Genomic DNA, 16,858 nt, shown 5'->3' with positions numbered 1-16,858 from the left:
CGGTGGCAAGTCGAGTTCCGGCGTCACGGACGGTAGCGTGGCGGCCGTGTTCCCTACCGTCCGTGAGGTCCTCGCCCTGGACCCGGTCCGCCACGGCGCTCCACGCGTCGTCGCCGGCGACGACGGGCTGGACCGACCCGTCCGCTGGGTGCACGTCGCCGAGGTACCGGACATCGCCACCCTGCTCGGCGGCGGCGAACTGGTGCTCACCACCGGCATCGGCCTGCCCGGGGACGACACCGGGTTGCGCGCGTTCATCGGCGACCTCGCCGACGTCGGAGTCTCCGGGCTCGTCGTCGAGCTGGGCCGCCGGTACGTCAGCGGTGTGCCCCGGGTGATGGCCGCCGCCGCCGAGCGGCGTGGGTTGCCCCTGGTGGAGCTGCGCCGGGCCACCCCGTTCGTCCGGATCACCGAGGCGGTGCACGCGCTGATCGTCGACGCGCAGCTCACCGAGCTGCGCGCCACCGAGGAGATCCACCAGCGGTTCAACGACCTCTCCGTCGAGGGCGCCGACGCCGCCGAGGTGATCCGACAGGCCGCCGAGCTGTCCGGTTGCCCGGTGGTGCTGGAGAACCTGTCCCGGCAGGTGCTCGGGTACGACCCGGCGGGGGAGAGCGCCGAGCTGCTGCTGGACGGCTGGGAGCAGCACTCCCGGCGGATCCGTCCGGCCGGGCGGACCGCGTACGACCCGGACAGCGGTTGGCTCGTGACCACAGTCGGCGCCCGGGGGCAGGACTGGGGTCGGCTGCTGCTCCGCTGGCCGGCCAGCGGCGACGTGCCCAGCGCTCAGGCGGTCGAGCCGAGCGTGGGCCCGCCCACCCGGCTCACGATCCTGATCGAGCGGGCCGCGTCCACCCTCGCGCTGGGCCGGCTGATCCGCCGCGACGCCGAGGGCCTGGAACGACAGATCCACCGCACCCTGCTCACCGCGCTGCTCGACCACTCCCGCCCGGTGGACGAGGTGGGGCTGCGGGCCAAGGCGCTCGGCGTGGTGCTCGACCGGCGACACCTGGTCGGCGTGATGGTCCGGCACCGCGCCGACGACCCCGCCGGGGAGGTCGGCCCCGAGGCCGGCCAGGCCCGGCTACGCGATCTTTCCGAGGCGGTCGGCCAGGCCCTGCGGGAGGCGAAGCTGACCGCGCTGACCAGCGCCGTCGACGACAACTCGGTGGGCGCGCTGCTGGCCCTGTCGGACCCGGCCGCCGAGGACCGCGCGCTGTCCGCGTTCGCCAGCGCCCTTCGTCGGGTACGCCTCGACGCCGGCGCCGGCCGGCCGGCACCCGGCGTCGAACCGGCTCGGGCCACCTCCGGTGTCGACGTTTCCCGTCCCGCATCCGACGTTTCCCGTGCGGCGGTCGGCGCCGATCCGGTCCGCACGGGCTTCGGCGTAGATCCGCCCCGCGTGGGTCTCGGGGTCGAGACCGCTCGCGCAGGGGTCGGTGTCGATCCGTCCCGGGGTGCTGGCCCGGGTGCCGTGATCGTGGCCGCCGGCTCGGGTGTGAGCACCCTGCGGGAGGCCCGCCGGTCGCTGGTCGAGGCGCGGCAGATCGCCGAGGCGGCCCGACGGGACCGGCGTGACCTGCCGGTCTTCCGGCTGCCGCACGTCGGCCTGGCCGGGCTGCTGCACCTGCTGCGCGACGAGCCCCGCCTCCAGACGTTCGTGGAGCGTGAACTCGGCGCGCTGCTGGAGTATGACGCCCGGCACCCCCGGGAACGGCTGCTCGACACCCTGCGCGCCTACCTGGAGCAGGGACGCAACAAGTCCGCAGGCGCCGCCGCCGCCCACCTGTCGCGGCCGGCCTTCTACGAACGCCTGGCCCGCATCGCCCGCATCCTCGACGTGGACCTCGACTCGGTAGAGGCCAGCCTCTCCCTACACGTGGCCCTACTAGCCCTAGAAGCAGTCCGAACCCCCTAACCCCCGCCCCCACCGGGCCCTCTTCTCCGCCCCGCCCGCGTCGATCAAGGAGTTGTGGCGGGGTGCAGAAGTCACGAAAACGTCTATTGCGCCCACCACAGCACCATGATCGACACAGGCGGGGTCGGCCCGGCGTAGGGGTGGGCATCGGGGTCCGCCACGCTATCGAGTTGATGTCGTGAACGAATCGCTCGGCTCGGCTCGGGTCAACCACGCCCTGATTCGTCTACGACATCAGCTCCAAAGGAGCAGGGGCACACTCGCCGGGGCGGGGCGGGGCGGGGCGGGGCGGGGCGGGGCGGGGCGGGGCGGGGCGGGGCGGGGCGGGGCCTGCTCCTTGCTGTTTCGCTTCGCGGCGGTCCTCAGCGGGGAAAGTGGGTTCACTGCCGGGTTAGGTGAGGGAGCTCAGGGCTTTTGCGTAGGTTGGGGGGATGTGGTTGGGGCCGCCGGGGGTGAAGACGTCCGAGTTGGCGACGGCGGACCAGGCCGTCTCCGGGACGGCGTCGACCAGGGCCTGGATCACCGGGGCGTCGCGCCACTGGTCCTGCTCGGCGAGCAGGCCGAGGGCCACCACCGACTCCTCGACCTCGCCCACGCACTCGAACGGCTTGTGCCCGTCCACGCCCAGCAGTTCGCGGTAGCCGGGGATCTGCGACTCGTCGGCCAGCAGGTCACCGCCGAAGATGTGGGTGACCCGTTCCCGGGGCATGAACGGCGCCATGGCCAGGAAGACGAACCGGCACTTCGGGCAGTCACGGCACCAGCGCTCACTCGCGTCGCGCAGCTTGAACGCCTGGTTGCAGCTGGTCACCACGTCGTCGTACCGGGTGAACTCGGCGAACAGCCGGGCGATGTGCAGCTCGGACAGCGAACGCAGCAGCGAGAAGTACGGGTCGGTCAGGCCGGCGTGCTCGGCCAGCGACGCCCGCAGCAACCCCTCCGCCTCGACGCCCTTGGACCACTGGTGGTTGATCTCGTGGCCGTTCCAGGCCAGGTTCGGGTCGGACGCCGAACGCTCGTTGGACATCACCACCGGGCCCAGTCCGTGCAGGACGGCGGTGGCCACCGCGATCAGGGAGTTGATGGCGGTGACCGGGATGTGCCCGTTGAGCGCACCGGCCGCGTTCAGGTCGAACAGCACCGGGTCGATGCGCCGCCGGGCGGCCAACGGGACCAGCCCGGACGCCTCGTTGACGGCGACGATCACGTGGTTCGGGTTGACCGAGAACGGCACCGGGTCCAGCTCGGCTCGGCGCAGCGCCTCCAGGCTGACGATCGAGTCCTTACCGCCGCCGACCGCCGAGAGCGGGCGACGGTCCGAGTCGTCGTACACCCGGGGTGACTCCGGCGTGCCGGCCGGCACCTCCGGGCGCAGCTCGAGCACGTGCGGCAGCTGGTTGCGGTACGCGTACTCGGCGAGGCCCTTGGTGTAGACGGCCGTGACGTAGTCGACGGTGGCCGCGCCCAGCGGCGCCGGCAGCACGAGTCGGGGCGGAGCGGCGGCCTTGTAGTAGCTGACCCCGGCGACGAGGTGCAGCACCTCCAGCACCCGGTTGAGGGTCGCCACCGTCTCGTCGGACGGCGGCTCCGCCGGCAGCGGAAGCGTGATCACCTCGGTGAACCGCTGCTCACCGGCCGGGCCGGTCAGGGCGTAGTCGAACAACACCTCGCCGGTGGCGAAGTCGATCGAGTAGGACGGGAAGGTGAAGGCGTCCATCCGCCGGAGCTGCTCGTTGGGCACACGCCATACTAGGCCCTGGTTCGTCCGGCCGTGTCCGGACCGGGCCCGCCCTGCCGCCGCCGTGACCCACGAGGAGAGCCCCGTGCGCCTTTCTGACCTGCGCGGACGTACCGTCGCCGTCTGGGGCACCGGTCGGGAGGGCCGGGCCGCTGTGACCGCCATCGCCGCGCACGGCCCCGCCGAGCTGGTGGCGGTCGACGACAGCGCCAACTTCCTGTCGCTGCCCTGGGACGGCCCGCTGGCCGAGGCGGCGCCGCTGGTCACCGGCGAGGCCGGCTTCGAACGACTGGCCGCCGCCGACGTGGTGGTCCGCTCCCCGGGGGTGCCGCAGACCCACCCGTGGCTGGTCGAGCTGCGCCGCCGCGGGATCATGGTGACCCAGGGCACCGCGTTGTGGATGGCCGACCACGCCGCGCGCACCGTCGGGGTCACCGGCAGCAAGGGTAAGAGCACCACCTCCAGCCTGATCAGTCACCTGCTCACCGCGATGGGCCGACCGAACGTCTTCGGCGGCAACATCGGGGTGCCGACCCTGGACCTGCCGGACGCGGAGCTGTACGTGCTGGAGCTGTCCAGCTACCAGTGCAGCGACCTCACCGACTCGCCCCGGGTGGCGGTGGTCACCGCGCTCTTCCCCGAGCACCTCGACGCGCACGGTGGCGAACGGGAGTACTACCGGGACAAGCTCAACCTGCTCGCCCACGACCCGCAGACGATCGTGGTCAACGGGGGCGACCCCCGGCTCGCCGCGGAACTGGGTGAGCTGCCGGCGGTCCGCGCCGGTCGCCCCGACACCACGCACGTCGCCACCGGCGCGGACGGCACCCCGTGGTTCCACTTCGGTGACCAACCGCTCTTCCCGCGTGCCGTGCTGCCGCTGGTCGGCCGGCACAACGAGGGCAACCTCTGTGTCGCGCTCGCCGTGCTCGACGCGCTCGGCGTGGACGTGGTGGCCGACAAGGTCCACCTCGCCGTCGCGGTCGCCGAGTTCCAGGGGCTGGCCCACCGGCTGACCGAGATCACCGACCCGTCCGGGTTGACGTTCGTCGACGACACCCTGGCCACCAGCCCGTACGCGGCAATGCACGCCATCGACGCGTACGACGGGCGGCCGTTGACGGTGATCGTCGGGGGCAACGACCGGGGTCTGGACTACACGCCGTTGGCCGAGCACCTGGCCGAGCGGGAGCTGACAGTGATCGGGATTCCAGACAGCGGCACCCGCATCGTCGAGGTGCTCGCCGGCCTGCCGAAGGTGCGTACCGAACTGGTCGACGACCTGGTGGACGCGGTCCGGCTGTCCCGGGAGGTGACCCCGGCCGGCGGGGTGGTGCTGCTGTCTCCGGCCGCGCCCAGCTACGGCCGGTTCCGCAACTTCGAGCACCGTTCCGAGGTCTTCGCCCAGGCCGTCGCCGACACCGCCCGCTGAGCTCAGCTCAGCGGCGGGTCCACACCAGCCAGGTCAGCGGGGGCGAAGCCCGGCGTGCAGGGCGCGCATCGAGCGGATCGCCGACCGGATCTCCTGGAGGTAGCGCCCCGGCGTGAGGGTCTGCTCGGGTAGCACCGCCAGGTCGGCCAACGTGGGGTCCACGCCGACAGTGTCGATGGCGCACCCGTACGGCTGGGCCAGCGTGCGCAGGGCGTCGCAGTGCTGGAACGGCACGTAGATCGGCGCGGTGACCATCAGGACCTGGTCGCCCGGGGCGAGCCGGACGTGGCCTGCCCAGAACCGCTGCGTGTCGGCGGTGTGCGCGCGTCGCTGGTCGGGTTCGCTGGACGGCGCGGCCAGCACCCGGATCGGCGGCAGCCCGTCCGGTCGGTAGGTCCGCGACGACCAGGAGTGGTGCGGATGGCCGGCGTCGACGCCGTCCTCCTCCGTCGGGGCGGTCACCTCGAACACCCGGCGGACGGCCGTGTCCAGCACGTCCACCTCGGTGTCGTCGGCCGGCAGGCCCGCGTCGGCGAGCGTGCGGCGTTCCCAGTCCGACAGCGGCCGGAAACTGCCCAGGACGGCGACCTCGCCGCTCACCGGTAGGCCGGCGCGGAGCAGGTGCGCGGCGTACCCGACGCGGCGTACGCAGGCGTGCGCCAGACCGCCGAGCACCACCAGGTGGGCGTACGCCGACCGGGCCGGTGGCACCGGGTGGATCAGCCCGAGCGCGGCAGCCGCGTCGAGCACCAGTGTCGCGGTGGCCGGGTCGAGGTCGGGCTCCCGGGCGTCGGGCCGTTCCCGGCCGCCCCGGAAGTCCCAGTGGCGGGCGGAGAAGTCGTCGAGGAAGCGGAGCACGTCGGTGAGGTCGCCGTCGGGCCAGGTGCCGCCGAAGTGGGCGACCAGGCCGCGCAGCGGGGTGGAGCAGACCCAGGCCCAGACCTCCGCCGTGGTCCGCTCGTCGTCCGTTCCGGTCGACGGCGCCGCGTCCGTTCTGTGCACAGCCGGATGCTACCGGCCGCTGCGGCGGGGCCGGCGGTTGTGGTTGCTGTCTACGCTGGCGGGAGTGGTTGATTGGGGGATCTCGATGACCCGTGACGTGGCCCGTCAGCGGTTCCGGGAGGGCGGCGGCTCCGGCGCCGGCTTCGTCCGGCTGGTCGCGCACACCGACCCGGTGGCGTTGGTCGGCATCACGCTGTCGGTCACCCTCAGCATCGTGCTCGACCTCAGCAACGCCGCCTCCGGGGTGGAGTCGCTGTTGGCCGGTCTGATGGGCATCACCATCTCGCTGTTGGTGGACTCACTGGCCCGCGCGGAGCGCCGCTTCCACCTTCGTACCCTGTTGGACGGCCCGCCCTGGCTGGTCCGCACCACCACCGACCTGGCCGGGGCCATGCGGGAGGCGGCCGAGCAGCACGCGGGCACCCGGGTCGCGGTCGAGGCGCAGCGGCGCTACGAGCAGTTCCGGTTGGAGGCCGAGCAGCTCGCCGACGGTCGGATCATCCGGCGCGGCGACGAGGACGAGGACCTGGTCGGCGCGACCCGCACCTGCGTGCGCCGGCTGGACGGGTTGACAAACGTGATGCCCCGGGTGAGCGGGGAGCTGAGCTGGTGGCGCAGCGAGATCGGCCGGCGCTACTGGGAGGCCAACGTGGAGGCCCTGCAACGGGGTGTCCAGATCACCAGGGTCTTCGTCTACGCCACGCTGACCGAGGAGCTGTCCGCCCTGGTGGAGAAGCAGCGCGCGGCCGGGGCGCGGGTGGGTCTGCTGCCCCTCGGGGTGGTGAGTCCGCACCTGCACGTGAATTTGACACTCTGGGACGGGTCGAGCTGTTGGGAGGCCCACATGACCGCGCACGGCGAGATCGGCGAGAATCAGTTCTCGGTCAACCGGACGGACGTTGCTCGGCTCACCCGCGTGTTCGACCTCTGTGCGAACGCCGCGACCTTCCAGGACTGACGGCCCCCACCGGGGCGGGAACGGGTGAGCCATGACGTTGAGCGCGGTCCTGCTGGTGACGGCCGTGGTCTGGGCGGTCAGCGTGATCCGCTCCGTCCGGCTCCGCGCGCTGGTCTACAGTCTGCCGCTGCCGATGACGCTCGCCCTGGTCACCACCGACCACCGGGTGGACGGCGCGCAGGTGCTCGGCGTGCTCGGGCTCAACCTCTTCTTCGTCATCGTGGCGGTCACCCACCAGCGGTGGCGTTGGCCGATCCTGCTCGCCGACGTCGCGGGGATCGCCGGGTACGTGGCGCTGAGCGCCGGCCTGCTGGCCGTCGACATCCCGTTCGAGGTCGCCCTCGCCGGCACGCTCGTGCTCTGGCTGGCGGCCATTCTGTGGCTGCGCCGTCGCGCCCGCCGACGTGGCGCTCCCGCCGAGGAGACGGTCGCCGTCGCGGAGAGCCGCCCGGACGGGCTGCCGGTGTTGCTCAAGCTGGTGGTGATCTTCGTCGGGGCGGTCCTCACCGCGCTGCTCGGTGCTGTGCTGCGCGGCATGGTGGTGACCTTCCCGTACTCGGGGGTGCTTGTCGCCGTCGAGGCCCGCCGCCAGTTGGCCGAGTTCAGTCGGCACTTCGCCCGCAACAGCCTCGCGCTGGTCGGCTTCCTGACCGCGTACCACTACCTTCAGGACGTCTCGTCGGCGGTGGCGTTGGGCGCCGGCTGGGCGGCCTTCGCGGTGGTCGCCGTCGCCCTGCACCTGCCGTTGCGCCCCCGCCAGGTTGCTCATGCACGAGCGGCGAGCCTACGGATCAAGTGGAGGGAAGCCACTAAGGCTGCGGAAATCAGCGGTCAAGGCCGATCGTAGTCGTGGAAACCGTTGACGTGCTGTCAGCCGGTGACGTCCTTGCGCTACAGGCTGACAGTTGTTCGCATCGGCTGGCGGTGGGAGCGTGCGGTATCCACGAACGCCGCTGAAGGGTTGCCACGATGACCGACGACCTGCTGGCCCGGCACCGGGCCGTGCTCCCGTCCTGGATGCCGTTGTACTACGCCGAGCCTCTGGAGCTGGTCTCCGGCTCGGGCCGCCGGGTCACCGACGCGCAGGGTCGCAGCTACCTGGACTTCTTCGGCGGTGTGCTGACCAACATGATCGGGTATGACATCCCGGAGATCCGGGAGGCCGTCGAGCGGCAGCTCGCCACCGGCATCGCGCACACCTCGACGCTCTACCTGATCCGCCAACAGGTGGAGCTGGCCGAGAAGATCGCCCAGCGCTCCGGCATCCCCGACGCCCGGGTGTTCTTCACCAACTCTGGCACCGAGGCGAACGAGGCGGCGCTGCTGGTCGCCACCAACCACCGTCGTTCGCACCAGATCCTGGCGGTGCGCAACAGCTACCACGGCCGGTCGTACGCGGCGATGGGCGTCACCGGCAACCGCAACTGGTCGGCCAGCGGCCTCAACCCGCTCCAGGTGGCGTGGCTGCACTCCGGTGACCGGGTGCGCGGTCTGCTGGCCCGGCTCAGCGCCGACGAGCAGGTCGACGCGGCGGTGGAGGACCTACGCGAGGTGCTGGCCACCCAGACCGCCGGCGACGTGGCCGCGCTGATCGCCGAGCCGATCCAGGGCGTGGGTGGTTTCGTGCACCCGCCGGACGGGCTCTTCGCCGGTTGGAAGAAGGTCCTCGACGAGCACGGCATCCTGTTCATCGCCGACGAGGTGCAGACCGGCTGGGGGCGTACCGGGGAGCACTTCTGGGGTTACCAGGCGCACGGCGTCACCCCGGACCTGCTCACCTTCGCCAAGGGCATCGGCAACGGGTTCGCCCTGGCCGGGGTGGTCGGCCGGGCCGAGGTGCTGGAGTCGGTGCCGGCCATCAGCTTCTCCACCTTCGGCGGCAACCCGATTTCCACGGCCGCCGGCAACGCGGTGTTCGACTACCTGATCGCGCACGACCTCCAGGCGAACGCGGCCCGCGTCGGCGCGATCCTCGCCGACGGCCTGCGGTCCGCCGTGGGCGGGCTCGACTGCGTCGTCGAGGTACGCGGAAAGGGGCTGATGCTCGGCGTCGAGTTCGTCCGGCCGGGCAGTAGTGAGCCCGACCCGGCGTTGACCAACCGGGTCTTCGAAGCCGCCCGCGACGGTGGCCTGCTGATCGGCAAGGGCGGTCTCCACGGCAACGTGCTCCGGATGGGGCCACCGTTGACGTTGACCGAGGAGGAGGCCCGTGAGGGCCTGGCGATCCTCGTCGACGCGATCCGTGCGGCGGCGGGGGTGGCGGCATGAGCATCGGTCACTTCGTCGACGGCAAGCGGATCGGCGGCACGTCGCAGCGGCGCGGTGACGTGTTCGACCCGGCGACCGGTCGGCGTACCGCCGAGGTCGAGTTGGCCTCGACCGCGGACGTCGACGTCGCCGTGCAGGCCGCCGCCCGCGCGGCGCGGGCCTGGCGGGACGCGTCGCTGGCGCGGCGGTCGGCGGTGCTGTTCGCCTTCCGGGAGTTGGTGCACGCCCGTCGGGACCGGCTCGCCGAGGTGATCACCGCCGAGCACGGCAAGGTGCTCGCCGACGCCGCCGGCGAGGTGCAGCGCGGCCTGGAGGTCATCGAGTACGCGTGCGGCCTGCCGTCGGCGTTGCGCGGCGCGTTCAGCGAGAACGTGTCCACCGAGGTCGACTCGTACACCATCCGGCAGCCGCTCGGGGTGGTGGCCGTGGTCTCCCCGTTCAACTTCCCGGTGATGGTGCCGCTGTGGTTCGTGCCGGTGGCTGTGGCCTGCGGCAACGCGGTGGTGCTCAAACCGAGCGAGAAGGACCCGAGCGCGGCGTTGCTGCTGGCCGAGTGGTTCGCCGAGGCGGGCCTGCCCGACGGGGTGCTCAACGTGGTCAACGGCGACAAGGAGGCGGTCGACGCGTTGCTGGAGCACCCGGAGGTGCGGGCGGTGTCGTTCGTCGGCTCCACCCCGATCGCCCGGTACGTCTACCAACGTGGAACGGCCGCCGGCAAGCGGGTGCAGGCGCTCGGTGGGGCGAAGAACCACATGGTGGTGCTCCCGGACGCCGACCTGGACCTGGCCGCCGACGCGGCGGTCAACGCCGGGTTCGGCTCGGCGGGGGAGCGGTGCATGGCCATCTCGGTGCTGGTGGCGGTGGAGCCGGTGGCGGACGCGCTGGTCGAGCGGATCGCCGAGCGGGTGACCGGGCTGCGCACCGGCGACGGCCGGCGGGGCTGCGACATGGGCCCGCTGGTCACCGCCGCGCACGCGGCGAAGGTGCGTTCCTACGTGGACGCCGGTGTCGCCGCTGGCGCGGTGCCGGTGGTGGACGGGCGGGACGTGACGCCGGACGGCGACCCCTCCGGTTTCTGGCTCGGCCCGACGCTGTTCGACAGGGTGACCCCGGACATGTCGATCTACACCGACGAGATCTTCGGGCCGGTGCTGAGCGTGGTCCGGGTCGGCTCCTACGACGAGGCGGTGGACCTGGTCAACGCCAGCCCGTACGGCAACGGCACGGCGATCTTCACCAACGACGGTGGGGCGGCCCGGCGTTAAGCACGAGGTGGAGGTGGGCATGGTCGGGATCAACGTGCCCATCCCTGTGCCGATGGCGTACCACTCGTTCGGCGGGTGGAAGTCGTCCCTCTTCGGTGACCTGCACGCGCACGGCGAGGACGGGGTGCGGTTCCTCACCCGGGGCAAGGTCGTCACCAGCCGCTGGTTGGATCCGCGGCACGGCGGGGTCAACCTCGGGTTCCCCACCCAGACCTGAGCAGTCGCAGCACGCCCGCCCCGGCCAGGTACGCCACCAGCGCCGGGACGGGCGTGCCGAGCGGCTCCGGGGCCTGCTGCGGCGTGGTGCTGTTGACCAGCAGCGCGGCCACCACCGCGGCGTAGCCGGCCACCGCCAACGCCGTCCGGGCCCGGGTGCCCCGGCCGGTCCGCCGCCCGGTGCGGTGCCGGCCGCTGCGCGCCTCCACCGGCCCGAAGATGGCGACCAGCACCACCAGGACGACGCTGAGCAGCAGCAACCAGGGCACCCGCCAGGCCCACCAGGCGGCCGTGTCGACCGTCGGGGTGGGCAGCGTCCCGACCGCGTCGAGCAGCCCGATCAGCAGGATCGCGGCGCTCAGGTGCCAGAGGAAGACGGTCAGCACCACCAGGTTGACACCGATCACCAGCTGCCATGGCCGGCTGCGGCGCAGCATCCGCTCCGCCGGGCCGCGCAGCAGCAGGATCAGCCCGAGCTGGCCGGCGGCGACGGCCAGCAACGCGAGGCTGGGCGGCGCGGCGTTGTCGAGCCGCTCGTCGGGCACCTTGAGCATGGCCACCGGCCAGGGGCCGAGCACGGTGAGCAGCAGCACCGTGCCCAGCCCGCCCGCCAGGAAGACCAGGCCGGCCCGGCGGGAGGTGGGCAGCCGCGGTCGGCGTACCCCCGGACGGTCGGGAGTCGACGGGCCGGCAGCGTCGGCGGCGGCGTCCGCCGGCGGTGGCGGGGTTGGGCCGGCGGGCGACGGCGCGGCGCGGGCGTCGTGCCAGGCGAAGCCGAGCTGGTGGACGGCCAGCCAGCCGAACAGGTAGTTGCCGTAGCTCAGCTCCTCCGGCCCGCTCAGCCGGCCGAGGTCGCCGAGGCCGACCAGTGCGACGAGCACCAGCGGCACGGCCAGGCCGAGGCGGCGGTGCAGCGTGTACATCGGTGGGGTGAGCGCGACCGCCGCCAGGTAGGCGACCAGGAACCAGAGCGGAATGGTGGCGAACCAGAACACCTCGCGGATCTGGGTCGGGTCGGCCCCGAGCAGCCAGGCGACCGCCGCAGCGACGGTGAGCACCAGCAGCAGCGTGCTGGTGGGGCGGACCAGGCGGGCACTGCGGTCGATCAGCCAGCCGGCGGCGTCGCCGCCGCGGGCCCGCAGCCGGGTCAGCGAGGCCGCGTTGGCGTATCCCCCGACCAGGAAGAAGACCGGCATCACCTGGGCCAGCCAGGTCAACGGGTACGCCCAGCGCAGGTCGCCGAGCGCGGAGTGCCCGGTGGCCTGCCCGGTGGCGTCGCGGCCGATCACCGTGACGCTCCAGTGTCCGAGAACGACCATGGTGATGGCGAGCGCGCGGAGCAGGTCGACGTACCGCTCCCGCCCAGCCGGGGTGCGCTCGGCCAGCTGGCGCAGACGGCGCATCGCCTCAGGCTAGGCGACCCGGCGACGGCTGGTGGTGATAACGGTTCGACCGCAAGGACTTGAAGTCCGGGCTCGGCTGTCGTAGAAATTCTTCAGCAACAGAGCATGAACTGAAGAGAACTACCGCCCCTCGCGCGGCGGACGCCTCCCCCCACAGACCGGCGATCCGCCCGACCCGACCCGAGGAGAACCCATGAACAGGCGTGACATCCTGCGGCGCAGCGCCGCCGCCGGCCTCCTGGCCACCCCCGCCGCCGGCCTGCTGTCCGGCTGCGCCACCGGCGGTGGCGGTGACAAGAACGATGCCGAGACCTACCAGGGCACCAAGAGCGCCGAGAACCCGCTCGGCGTGAAGGAGGACGCCCCACTCGAGGTGGTGATCTTCGGCGGCGGGTTCGGTGAGGAGTACGCCAAGGCCCACGAGGCCATGTACACCGAGAAGTACCCGAAGGCGAAGATCAAGCACTCCGCCACCCAGGAGATCAGCAAGACCCTTCAGCCGCGCTTCGTCGACGGCTCCCCGCCGGACGTGGTCAACAACTCCGGCACCGGCCAGATCGACTTCAACGGCCTGGTCAGCCAGAACGCCCTCGCCGACCTCGGTGACCTGCTCGCCGCCCCGAGCCTCGACGTGCCCGGCAAGACGGTCAAGGACACCCTGCTGCCCGGCGCGGTCGAGATCGGCTCCTACGACGGCAAGTTCCTGGTGCTGAACTACACCTACACCGCCTACGGCATCTGGTACTCCAACAAGCTGTTCACCGAGCGCAAGTGGGAGTACGCGAAGACCTGGGACGAGCACATCGCGCTCTGCAAGCAGATCAAGGCCGCTGGCATCGCCCCCTGGACGTACGCCGGCCTGCACCCGCGCTACATGAGCTGGCCGCTGATCTCCACCGCGATCAAGCTCGGCGGCCCGTCGGTGGCCCTCGCACTCGACAACCTGGAGCCGAACGCCTGGAAGTCCGACGCGATGAAGGCCGCCGCCGACGCCTGGCACCAGATCGTCAAGGACAAGTACATCCTGGAAGGCTCGCCCGGCCTGGACCACAAGCAGTCGCAGACCGCCTGGTGCCAGGGCAAGGCCGCCTTCATCTCCTGCGGCTCCTGGCTGGAGAGCGAGCAGAAGGACGTCACCCCGGCCGGGTTCAACATGACCATCGCGCCGACGCCGAGCCTGGGCAGCGGCGACAAGCTGCCGTTCGAGGCGATCCGCGGCACCGCCGGCGAGCCGTTCATGGTGCCGGCCAAGGCCCGCAACGTCGCCGGTGGCCTGGAGTACTTCCGGACCATGCTCTCCAAGAAGGGCGCCCAGGACTTCACGAAGAAGGTCGCCAGCCTCACCGTGGTCGCCGGCTCCAGCGAGGGTGTCGAGCTGCCGTACGGGCTGAACACCGTGGTCAAGGCCCTCGACGCGTCCGGCGCCAACGGCTTCAACTGGGTCTACAACAACTACTACCGCAAGCTGGAGCGCAACCTCGTCGACGCGGCATGCGGCGAGTTCTTCAGCGGCCGGATCGGCCCCGCGGAGTTCCTCGACCAGTGTCAGAAGGGCGCCGACTCGATCGCCCAGGACAGCTCGATCAAGAAGTACAAGCGAGCGGCCTGATCGCCCGGCCGGTGGGGGATAGGTCGCGCCCCCACCGGCCGTACCCCAACGGAGAGGTCCTCCTCGTGAAACATGGCAAGTGGCCGCTGATCGTCACGTTCCTGGTGCCGCCGGTGCTGCTCTACGTGTTCTTCGTCGTGTCGCCGTACCTCCAGGCGTTCCAGATCTCCACCACCGACTGGCTCGGCTACTCCGCCGACGCCAACCCGGTCGGCCTGGCCAACTTCAAGGCCCTCTGGCACGACGACTACGTGTGGAACGCGCTGAAGAACAACGTGATCCTGCTGGCCCTCGTGCCGGTGCTGACCATCGTGCTCGGGCTCTTCTTCGCCACCATGCTCGCCATGGGCGGACGCAAGGGCAGCGCCGGCGTGACCGGCGTACGCGGTGGCGCGCTCTACCGCACTGTCTACTTCTTCCCCCAGGTGCTCTCCGTGGTGATCATCGCGCTGCTGTGGAAGGAGGTGTACCACCCCAACCAGGGGCTGCTCACCAGCGCCGCGCACGCTGTCGGTCTGCCCGCGCCGACCTGGCTCGGCGACCCGGCGACCGCCTTCTGGTGCGTACTGGCGGTCATGGTCTGGAGCAACGTCGGCTTCTACGTGGTGCTGTTCGGCGCGGCGATGTCGGCAGTGCCGAAGGAGATCTACGAGGCGGTGCTGCTCGACGGCGCGTCCCGGTTCACCACCCTGCGCCGGGTCACCCTGCCGCTGCTCTGGGACACCGTCCAGGTCGCCTGGGTCTACCTGGCCATCTTCGCCCTGGACGGGTTCATCCTCGTGCAGCTGATGACCAACGGCGGGCCGAACTTCTCCACCGACGTGATCGGCGTACGGATGTACGACACCGCCTTCGGCAGCGAGACCAAGTTCGGCTACGCCTCGGCGATCGGCGTGGTGATGTTCTTCCTGACCCTCTCGGTGGCGGTGCTGTCGCTGCGCATCGGCCGGCGCGAACGGATCGAGTACTCGTGACCACTCTGGATCAGCCCACCGCGACCGCCCCGACCCCGGTCACCAGCGGGGACCGCCCGGTACGCCGGGAACTCGGCGTGGCCAACGCCCTCTCGCACGGCTTCCTGCTGCTCTGGGGCCTGCTCACCGTCCTGCCGCTGCTGTGGATGTTCATCAGCTCGTTCAAGACCAACGGTGAGATCCTCGCCGACCCGTGGGGGCTCCCCGGCGCGCTGCACCTGGACAACTGGGCGCGTGCCTGGACCGGTGCGCACATCGGCCGGTACTTCGTCAACAGCCTGGTAGTGGTGACCGGCTCGGTCAGCCTCACCATGCTGATGGGCGCCACCGCCGCGTACGTCTTCGCCCGGTACGAGTTCCGCGGCCGCCAGGTCGTCTACTACCTGTTCGTCGGCGGCCTGATGTTCCCGGTGTTCCTCGCCCTGGTGCCGCTCTTCTTCGTGGTCCGCAACGCCGGTCTCTTCAACACCTGGCTCGGGCTGATCCTCGTGTACGCGGCCTACTCGCTACCGTTCACCGTGTTCTTCCTGACCGCGTTCTTCCGGACCCTGCCGACCTCGGTGGCGGAGGCCGCACTGGTCGACGGCTGCGGTCACTTCCGGCTCTTCTTCCGGGTGATGCTTCCGATGGCACGTCCGGGACTGATCAGCGTGGCGATCTTCAACTTCCTCAGCCACTGGAACCAGTTCCTGCTACCACAGGTGCTGTTGCAGGGCGACGAGTCCAAGTGGATGCTGGCGCAAGGGCTGTTCGCGCTGTCGGTCAGCCAGGGGTACGCCGGCGACTACGCCCGGCTGTTCGCCGGGCTGAGCATCGCGGTGCTCCCGGTGCTCGCCGTCTACGTGGCCTTCCAACGGCAGGTGCAGGCGGGCCTCACGGCAGGGCAGCTCAAGTAGCGGTCCGTCCCTGCCTCCTCGCCATCGTGGCAGGCGTGACCGTGGGCCGTTACCCTCCGAGCCTGCGACGACGCGGACGACAACGGCATCGTCCGCCCTGGCAACCCAGGTCTGACTGATTCTGATCGTCCGAGGAGTCGAACTGTCCGGGGCCGCACGTCAGGGACCGTGGGACGGCCCTCGCTGATCAGTGAGGGGCGACTCGCGGGGCCGGCTCGACGCCGACGCGCCGACCGCCGGCTGCGGGGTGGGGGCGTGCCGCGCGGATCCCCCCTTTGCTCTGCACCCGCCCATGCGCCAGTTACGGACCGTGCATGGTGCGTCGGCGGGTGCAGAGCAAAGGGTCGAGGCTCTGGTGCGGCCGTCCCGAGCCGGCCTGTCCTCAGATCGCGAGGGCTCCGCCGTCCACGGGCAGGAGTACACCGTGGATGTGTGACGCCTCGTCGCTGGCGAGGAAGATCACTGCCGCGGCGGTGTCCTGCACGTTGCCCGTACGCCTGTCCGGGTTGCTCTCGGCGAGCTTCTCCAGGAGGGGGCGGAGGTTTTCGTTGCCCTCCGTGATGGTGGGTCCGGGGGCGACGGTGTTCACCCGCACGCCGTCAGCGGCCAGCTCTGCGGCCCACGACCTCGTCAGCGAGTGCAGGCCTGCCTTGCTGGCGCCGTAGAGCGAGGTGAACTTGATTCCGTCTACGCCGCCGATCGAGCCGATATTGATCACCGAGCCGCCGCCCTGCTCCACCATGCCGGGCACAAGGGCCGCCGTCAGCAGGAACGGGGCCTTGATGTTGACCTCCAGCACCAGGTCGATCTGTTCCTCGGTCGACTCCGTCATGGGGTGGGGTGGCACGAGAAAGGCCGCGTTGTTGACCAGGATGTCGATCGGCCGACCAGCCAGGGCCGTCGCCTCCTGTGCAAGGCGGCGGATCTCGGAGCCACCCGCGGAGAGGTCCGCCTCGACGAAGTGGGCGGTGCCGCCCTCCGCGACGATTCCGTCGACGATCTGAGCACCCTGCTCCGCGCCAAGTCCGGTGACGACGACGATGGCGCCCTCGCGGGCCATCGCCTCCGCCACACCGCGCCCAATTCCGCTCGTCGAGCCGGTGACCAGGGCAGCGCGTCCTTCGAGGCGATTCATGTCGGTACCTCCGGTTCTTGCGGTGATGTCGATGGACGTGGGAC

12 protein-coding genes and 1 pseudogene are annotated in these 16,858 nt (G+C 71.3%); 9 read left to right on the top strand and 4 right to left on the bottom strand.

Going from position 1 to position 16,858, the window contains the following annotated elements; all coding sequences use genetic code 11:
- Positions 1-46: 46 nt before the first annotated feature.
- Positions 47-1,918, top strand: a complete 1,872-nt coding sequence (locus IW249_RS32825; RefSeq protein ID WP_443673250.1) for a PucR family transcriptional regulator — start codon at positions 47-49, stop codon at positions 1,916-1,918.
- Between the two features lie 391 nt (positions 1,919-2,309).
- On the opposite strand, the gene IW249_RS32820 is transcribed toward IW249_RS32825, so the two are convergent.
- Positions 2,310-3,659, bottom strand: coding sequence for a MurL-like N-terminal domain-containing (locus IW249_RS32820; RefSeq protein WP_196924332.1), 1,350 nt, complete (start codon positions 3,657-3,659; stop codon positions 2,310-2,312).
- 82 nt (positions 3,660-3,741) lie between these two features.
- Between IW249_RS32820 and murD the strand changes: the two genes are divergently transcribed.
- The gene (gene murD, locus IW249_RS32815) at positions 3,742-5,088 is read left to right on the top strand and encodes a UDP-N-acetylmuramoyl-L-alanine--D-glutamate ligase (protein WP_196924331.1); all 1,347 of its coding nucleotides are present in this window, start codon (positions 3,742-3,744) and stop codon (positions 5,086-5,088) included.
- A 33-nt stretch (positions 5,089-5,121) separates the two neighbouring features.
- On the opposite strand, the gene IW249_RS32810 is transcribed toward murD, so the two are convergent.
- Positions 5,122-6,090 (bottom strand): hypothetical protein, encoded by a 969-nt coding sequence (locus IW249_RS32810; protein WP_196924330.1) that lies wholly within the window; start codon positions 6,088-6,090, stop codon positions 5,122-5,124.
- A gap of 64 nt (positions 6,091-6,154) precedes the next feature.
- On the opposite strand from IW249_RS32810, the gene IW249_RS32805 reads away from it, so the two are divergent.
- The 4 genes and pseudogenes from IW249_RS32805 to IW249_RS32790 all read left to right on the top strand — a co-directional run bounded on the left by IW249_RS32805 (position 6,155) and on the right by IW249_RS32790 (position 10,798).
- Positions 6,155-7,048, top strand: a complete 894-nt coding sequence (locus tag IW249_RS32805) for a hypothetical protein (protein WP_196924329.1) — start codon at positions 6,155-6,157, stop codon at positions 7,046-7,048.
- A 31-nt stretch (positions 7,049-7,079) separates the two neighbouring features.
- The gene (locus IW249_RS32800) at positions 7,080-7,895 is read left to right on the top strand and encodes a hypothetical protein (protein ID WP_196924328.1); all 816 of its coding nucleotides are present in this window, start codon (positions 7,080-7,082) and stop codon (positions 7,893-7,895) included.
- A gap of 122 nt (positions 7,896-8,017) precedes the next feature.
- The gene (locus IW249_RS32795; RefSeq protein ID WP_196924327.1) at positions 8,018-9,316 is read left to right on the top strand and encodes an aspartate aminotransferase family protein; all 1,299 of its coding nucleotides are present in this window, start codon (positions 8,018-8,020) and stop codon (positions 9,314-9,316) included.
- A pseudogene (locus IW249_RS32790) lies at positions 9,313-10,798 on the top strand (CoA-acylating methylmalonate-semialdehyde dehydrogenase). The gene IW249_RS32795 and the pseudogene IW249_RS32790 overlap by 4 nt, the downstream one beginning before the upstream one ends.
- On the opposite strand, the gene IW249_RS32785 reads toward IW249_RS32790, so the two are convergent.
- Positions 10,770-12,200 carry an acyltransferase family protein gene (locus tag IW249_RS32785; protein WP_196924326.1) on the bottom strand — a complete coding sequence of 477 codons (1,431 nt, stop codon included), beginning with the start codon at positions 12,198-12,200 and terminating at the stop codon, positions 10,770-10,772. The pseudogene IW249_RS32790 and the gene IW249_RS32785 overlap by 29 nt on opposite strands.
- Before the next feature lie 193 nt (positions 12,201-12,393).
- Here IW249_RS32785 and ngcE point away from each other — a divergent pair, with 193 nt between their 5' ends.
- The 3 genes from ngcE (at position 12,394) to IW249_RS32770 (ending at position 15,679) form a co-directional block, all read left to right on the top strand.
- A complete protein-coding gene (gene ngcE / locus IW249_RS32780; RefSeq protein ID WP_196924325.1) occupies positions 12,394-13,809 on the top strand; it encodes an N-acetylglucosamine/diacetylchitobiose ABC transporter substrate-binding protein in 1,416 nt (471 codons plus the stop codon).
- Positions 13,810-13,874: 65 nt separating this feature from the next.
- Positions 13,875-14,783: a carbohydrate ABC transporter permease gene (locus IW249_RS32775; RefSeq protein WP_196924324.1), complete on the top strand. Its 909-nt coding sequence runs from the start codon at positions 13,875-13,877 to the stop codon at positions 14,781-14,783.
- Positions 14,780-15,679: a carbohydrate ABC transporter permease gene (locus IW249_RS32770; protein WP_307788787.1), complete on the top strand. Its 900-nt coding sequence runs from the start codon at positions 14,780-14,782 to the stop codon at positions 15,677-15,679. The genes IW249_RS32775 and IW249_RS32770 overlap by 4 nt, the downstream gene beginning before the upstream one ends.
- A 382-nt stretch (positions 15,680-16,061) precedes the next feature.
- Here IW249_RS32770 and IW249_RS32765 read toward each other — a convergent pair whose 3' ends face one another.
- Positions 16,062-16,814 carry an SDR family NAD(P)-dependent oxidoreductase gene (locus IW249_RS32765; RefSeq protein ID WP_196924323.1) on the bottom strand — a complete coding sequence of 251 codons (753 nt, stop codon included), beginning with the start codon at positions 16,812-16,814 and terminating at the stop codon, positions 16,062-16,064.
- Positions 16,815-16,858: the final 44 nt, after the last annotated feature.

The organism is Micromonospora vinacea (genome assembly GCF_015751785.1).
Lineage (GTDB): Bacteria > Actinomycetota > Actinomycetes > Mycobacteriales > Micromonosporaceae > Micromonospora > Micromonospora vinacea.
The sequence above is the reverse complement of the archived record's forward strand: the minus strand, read 5'-3'. Positions and strand labels throughout refer to the sequence as shown.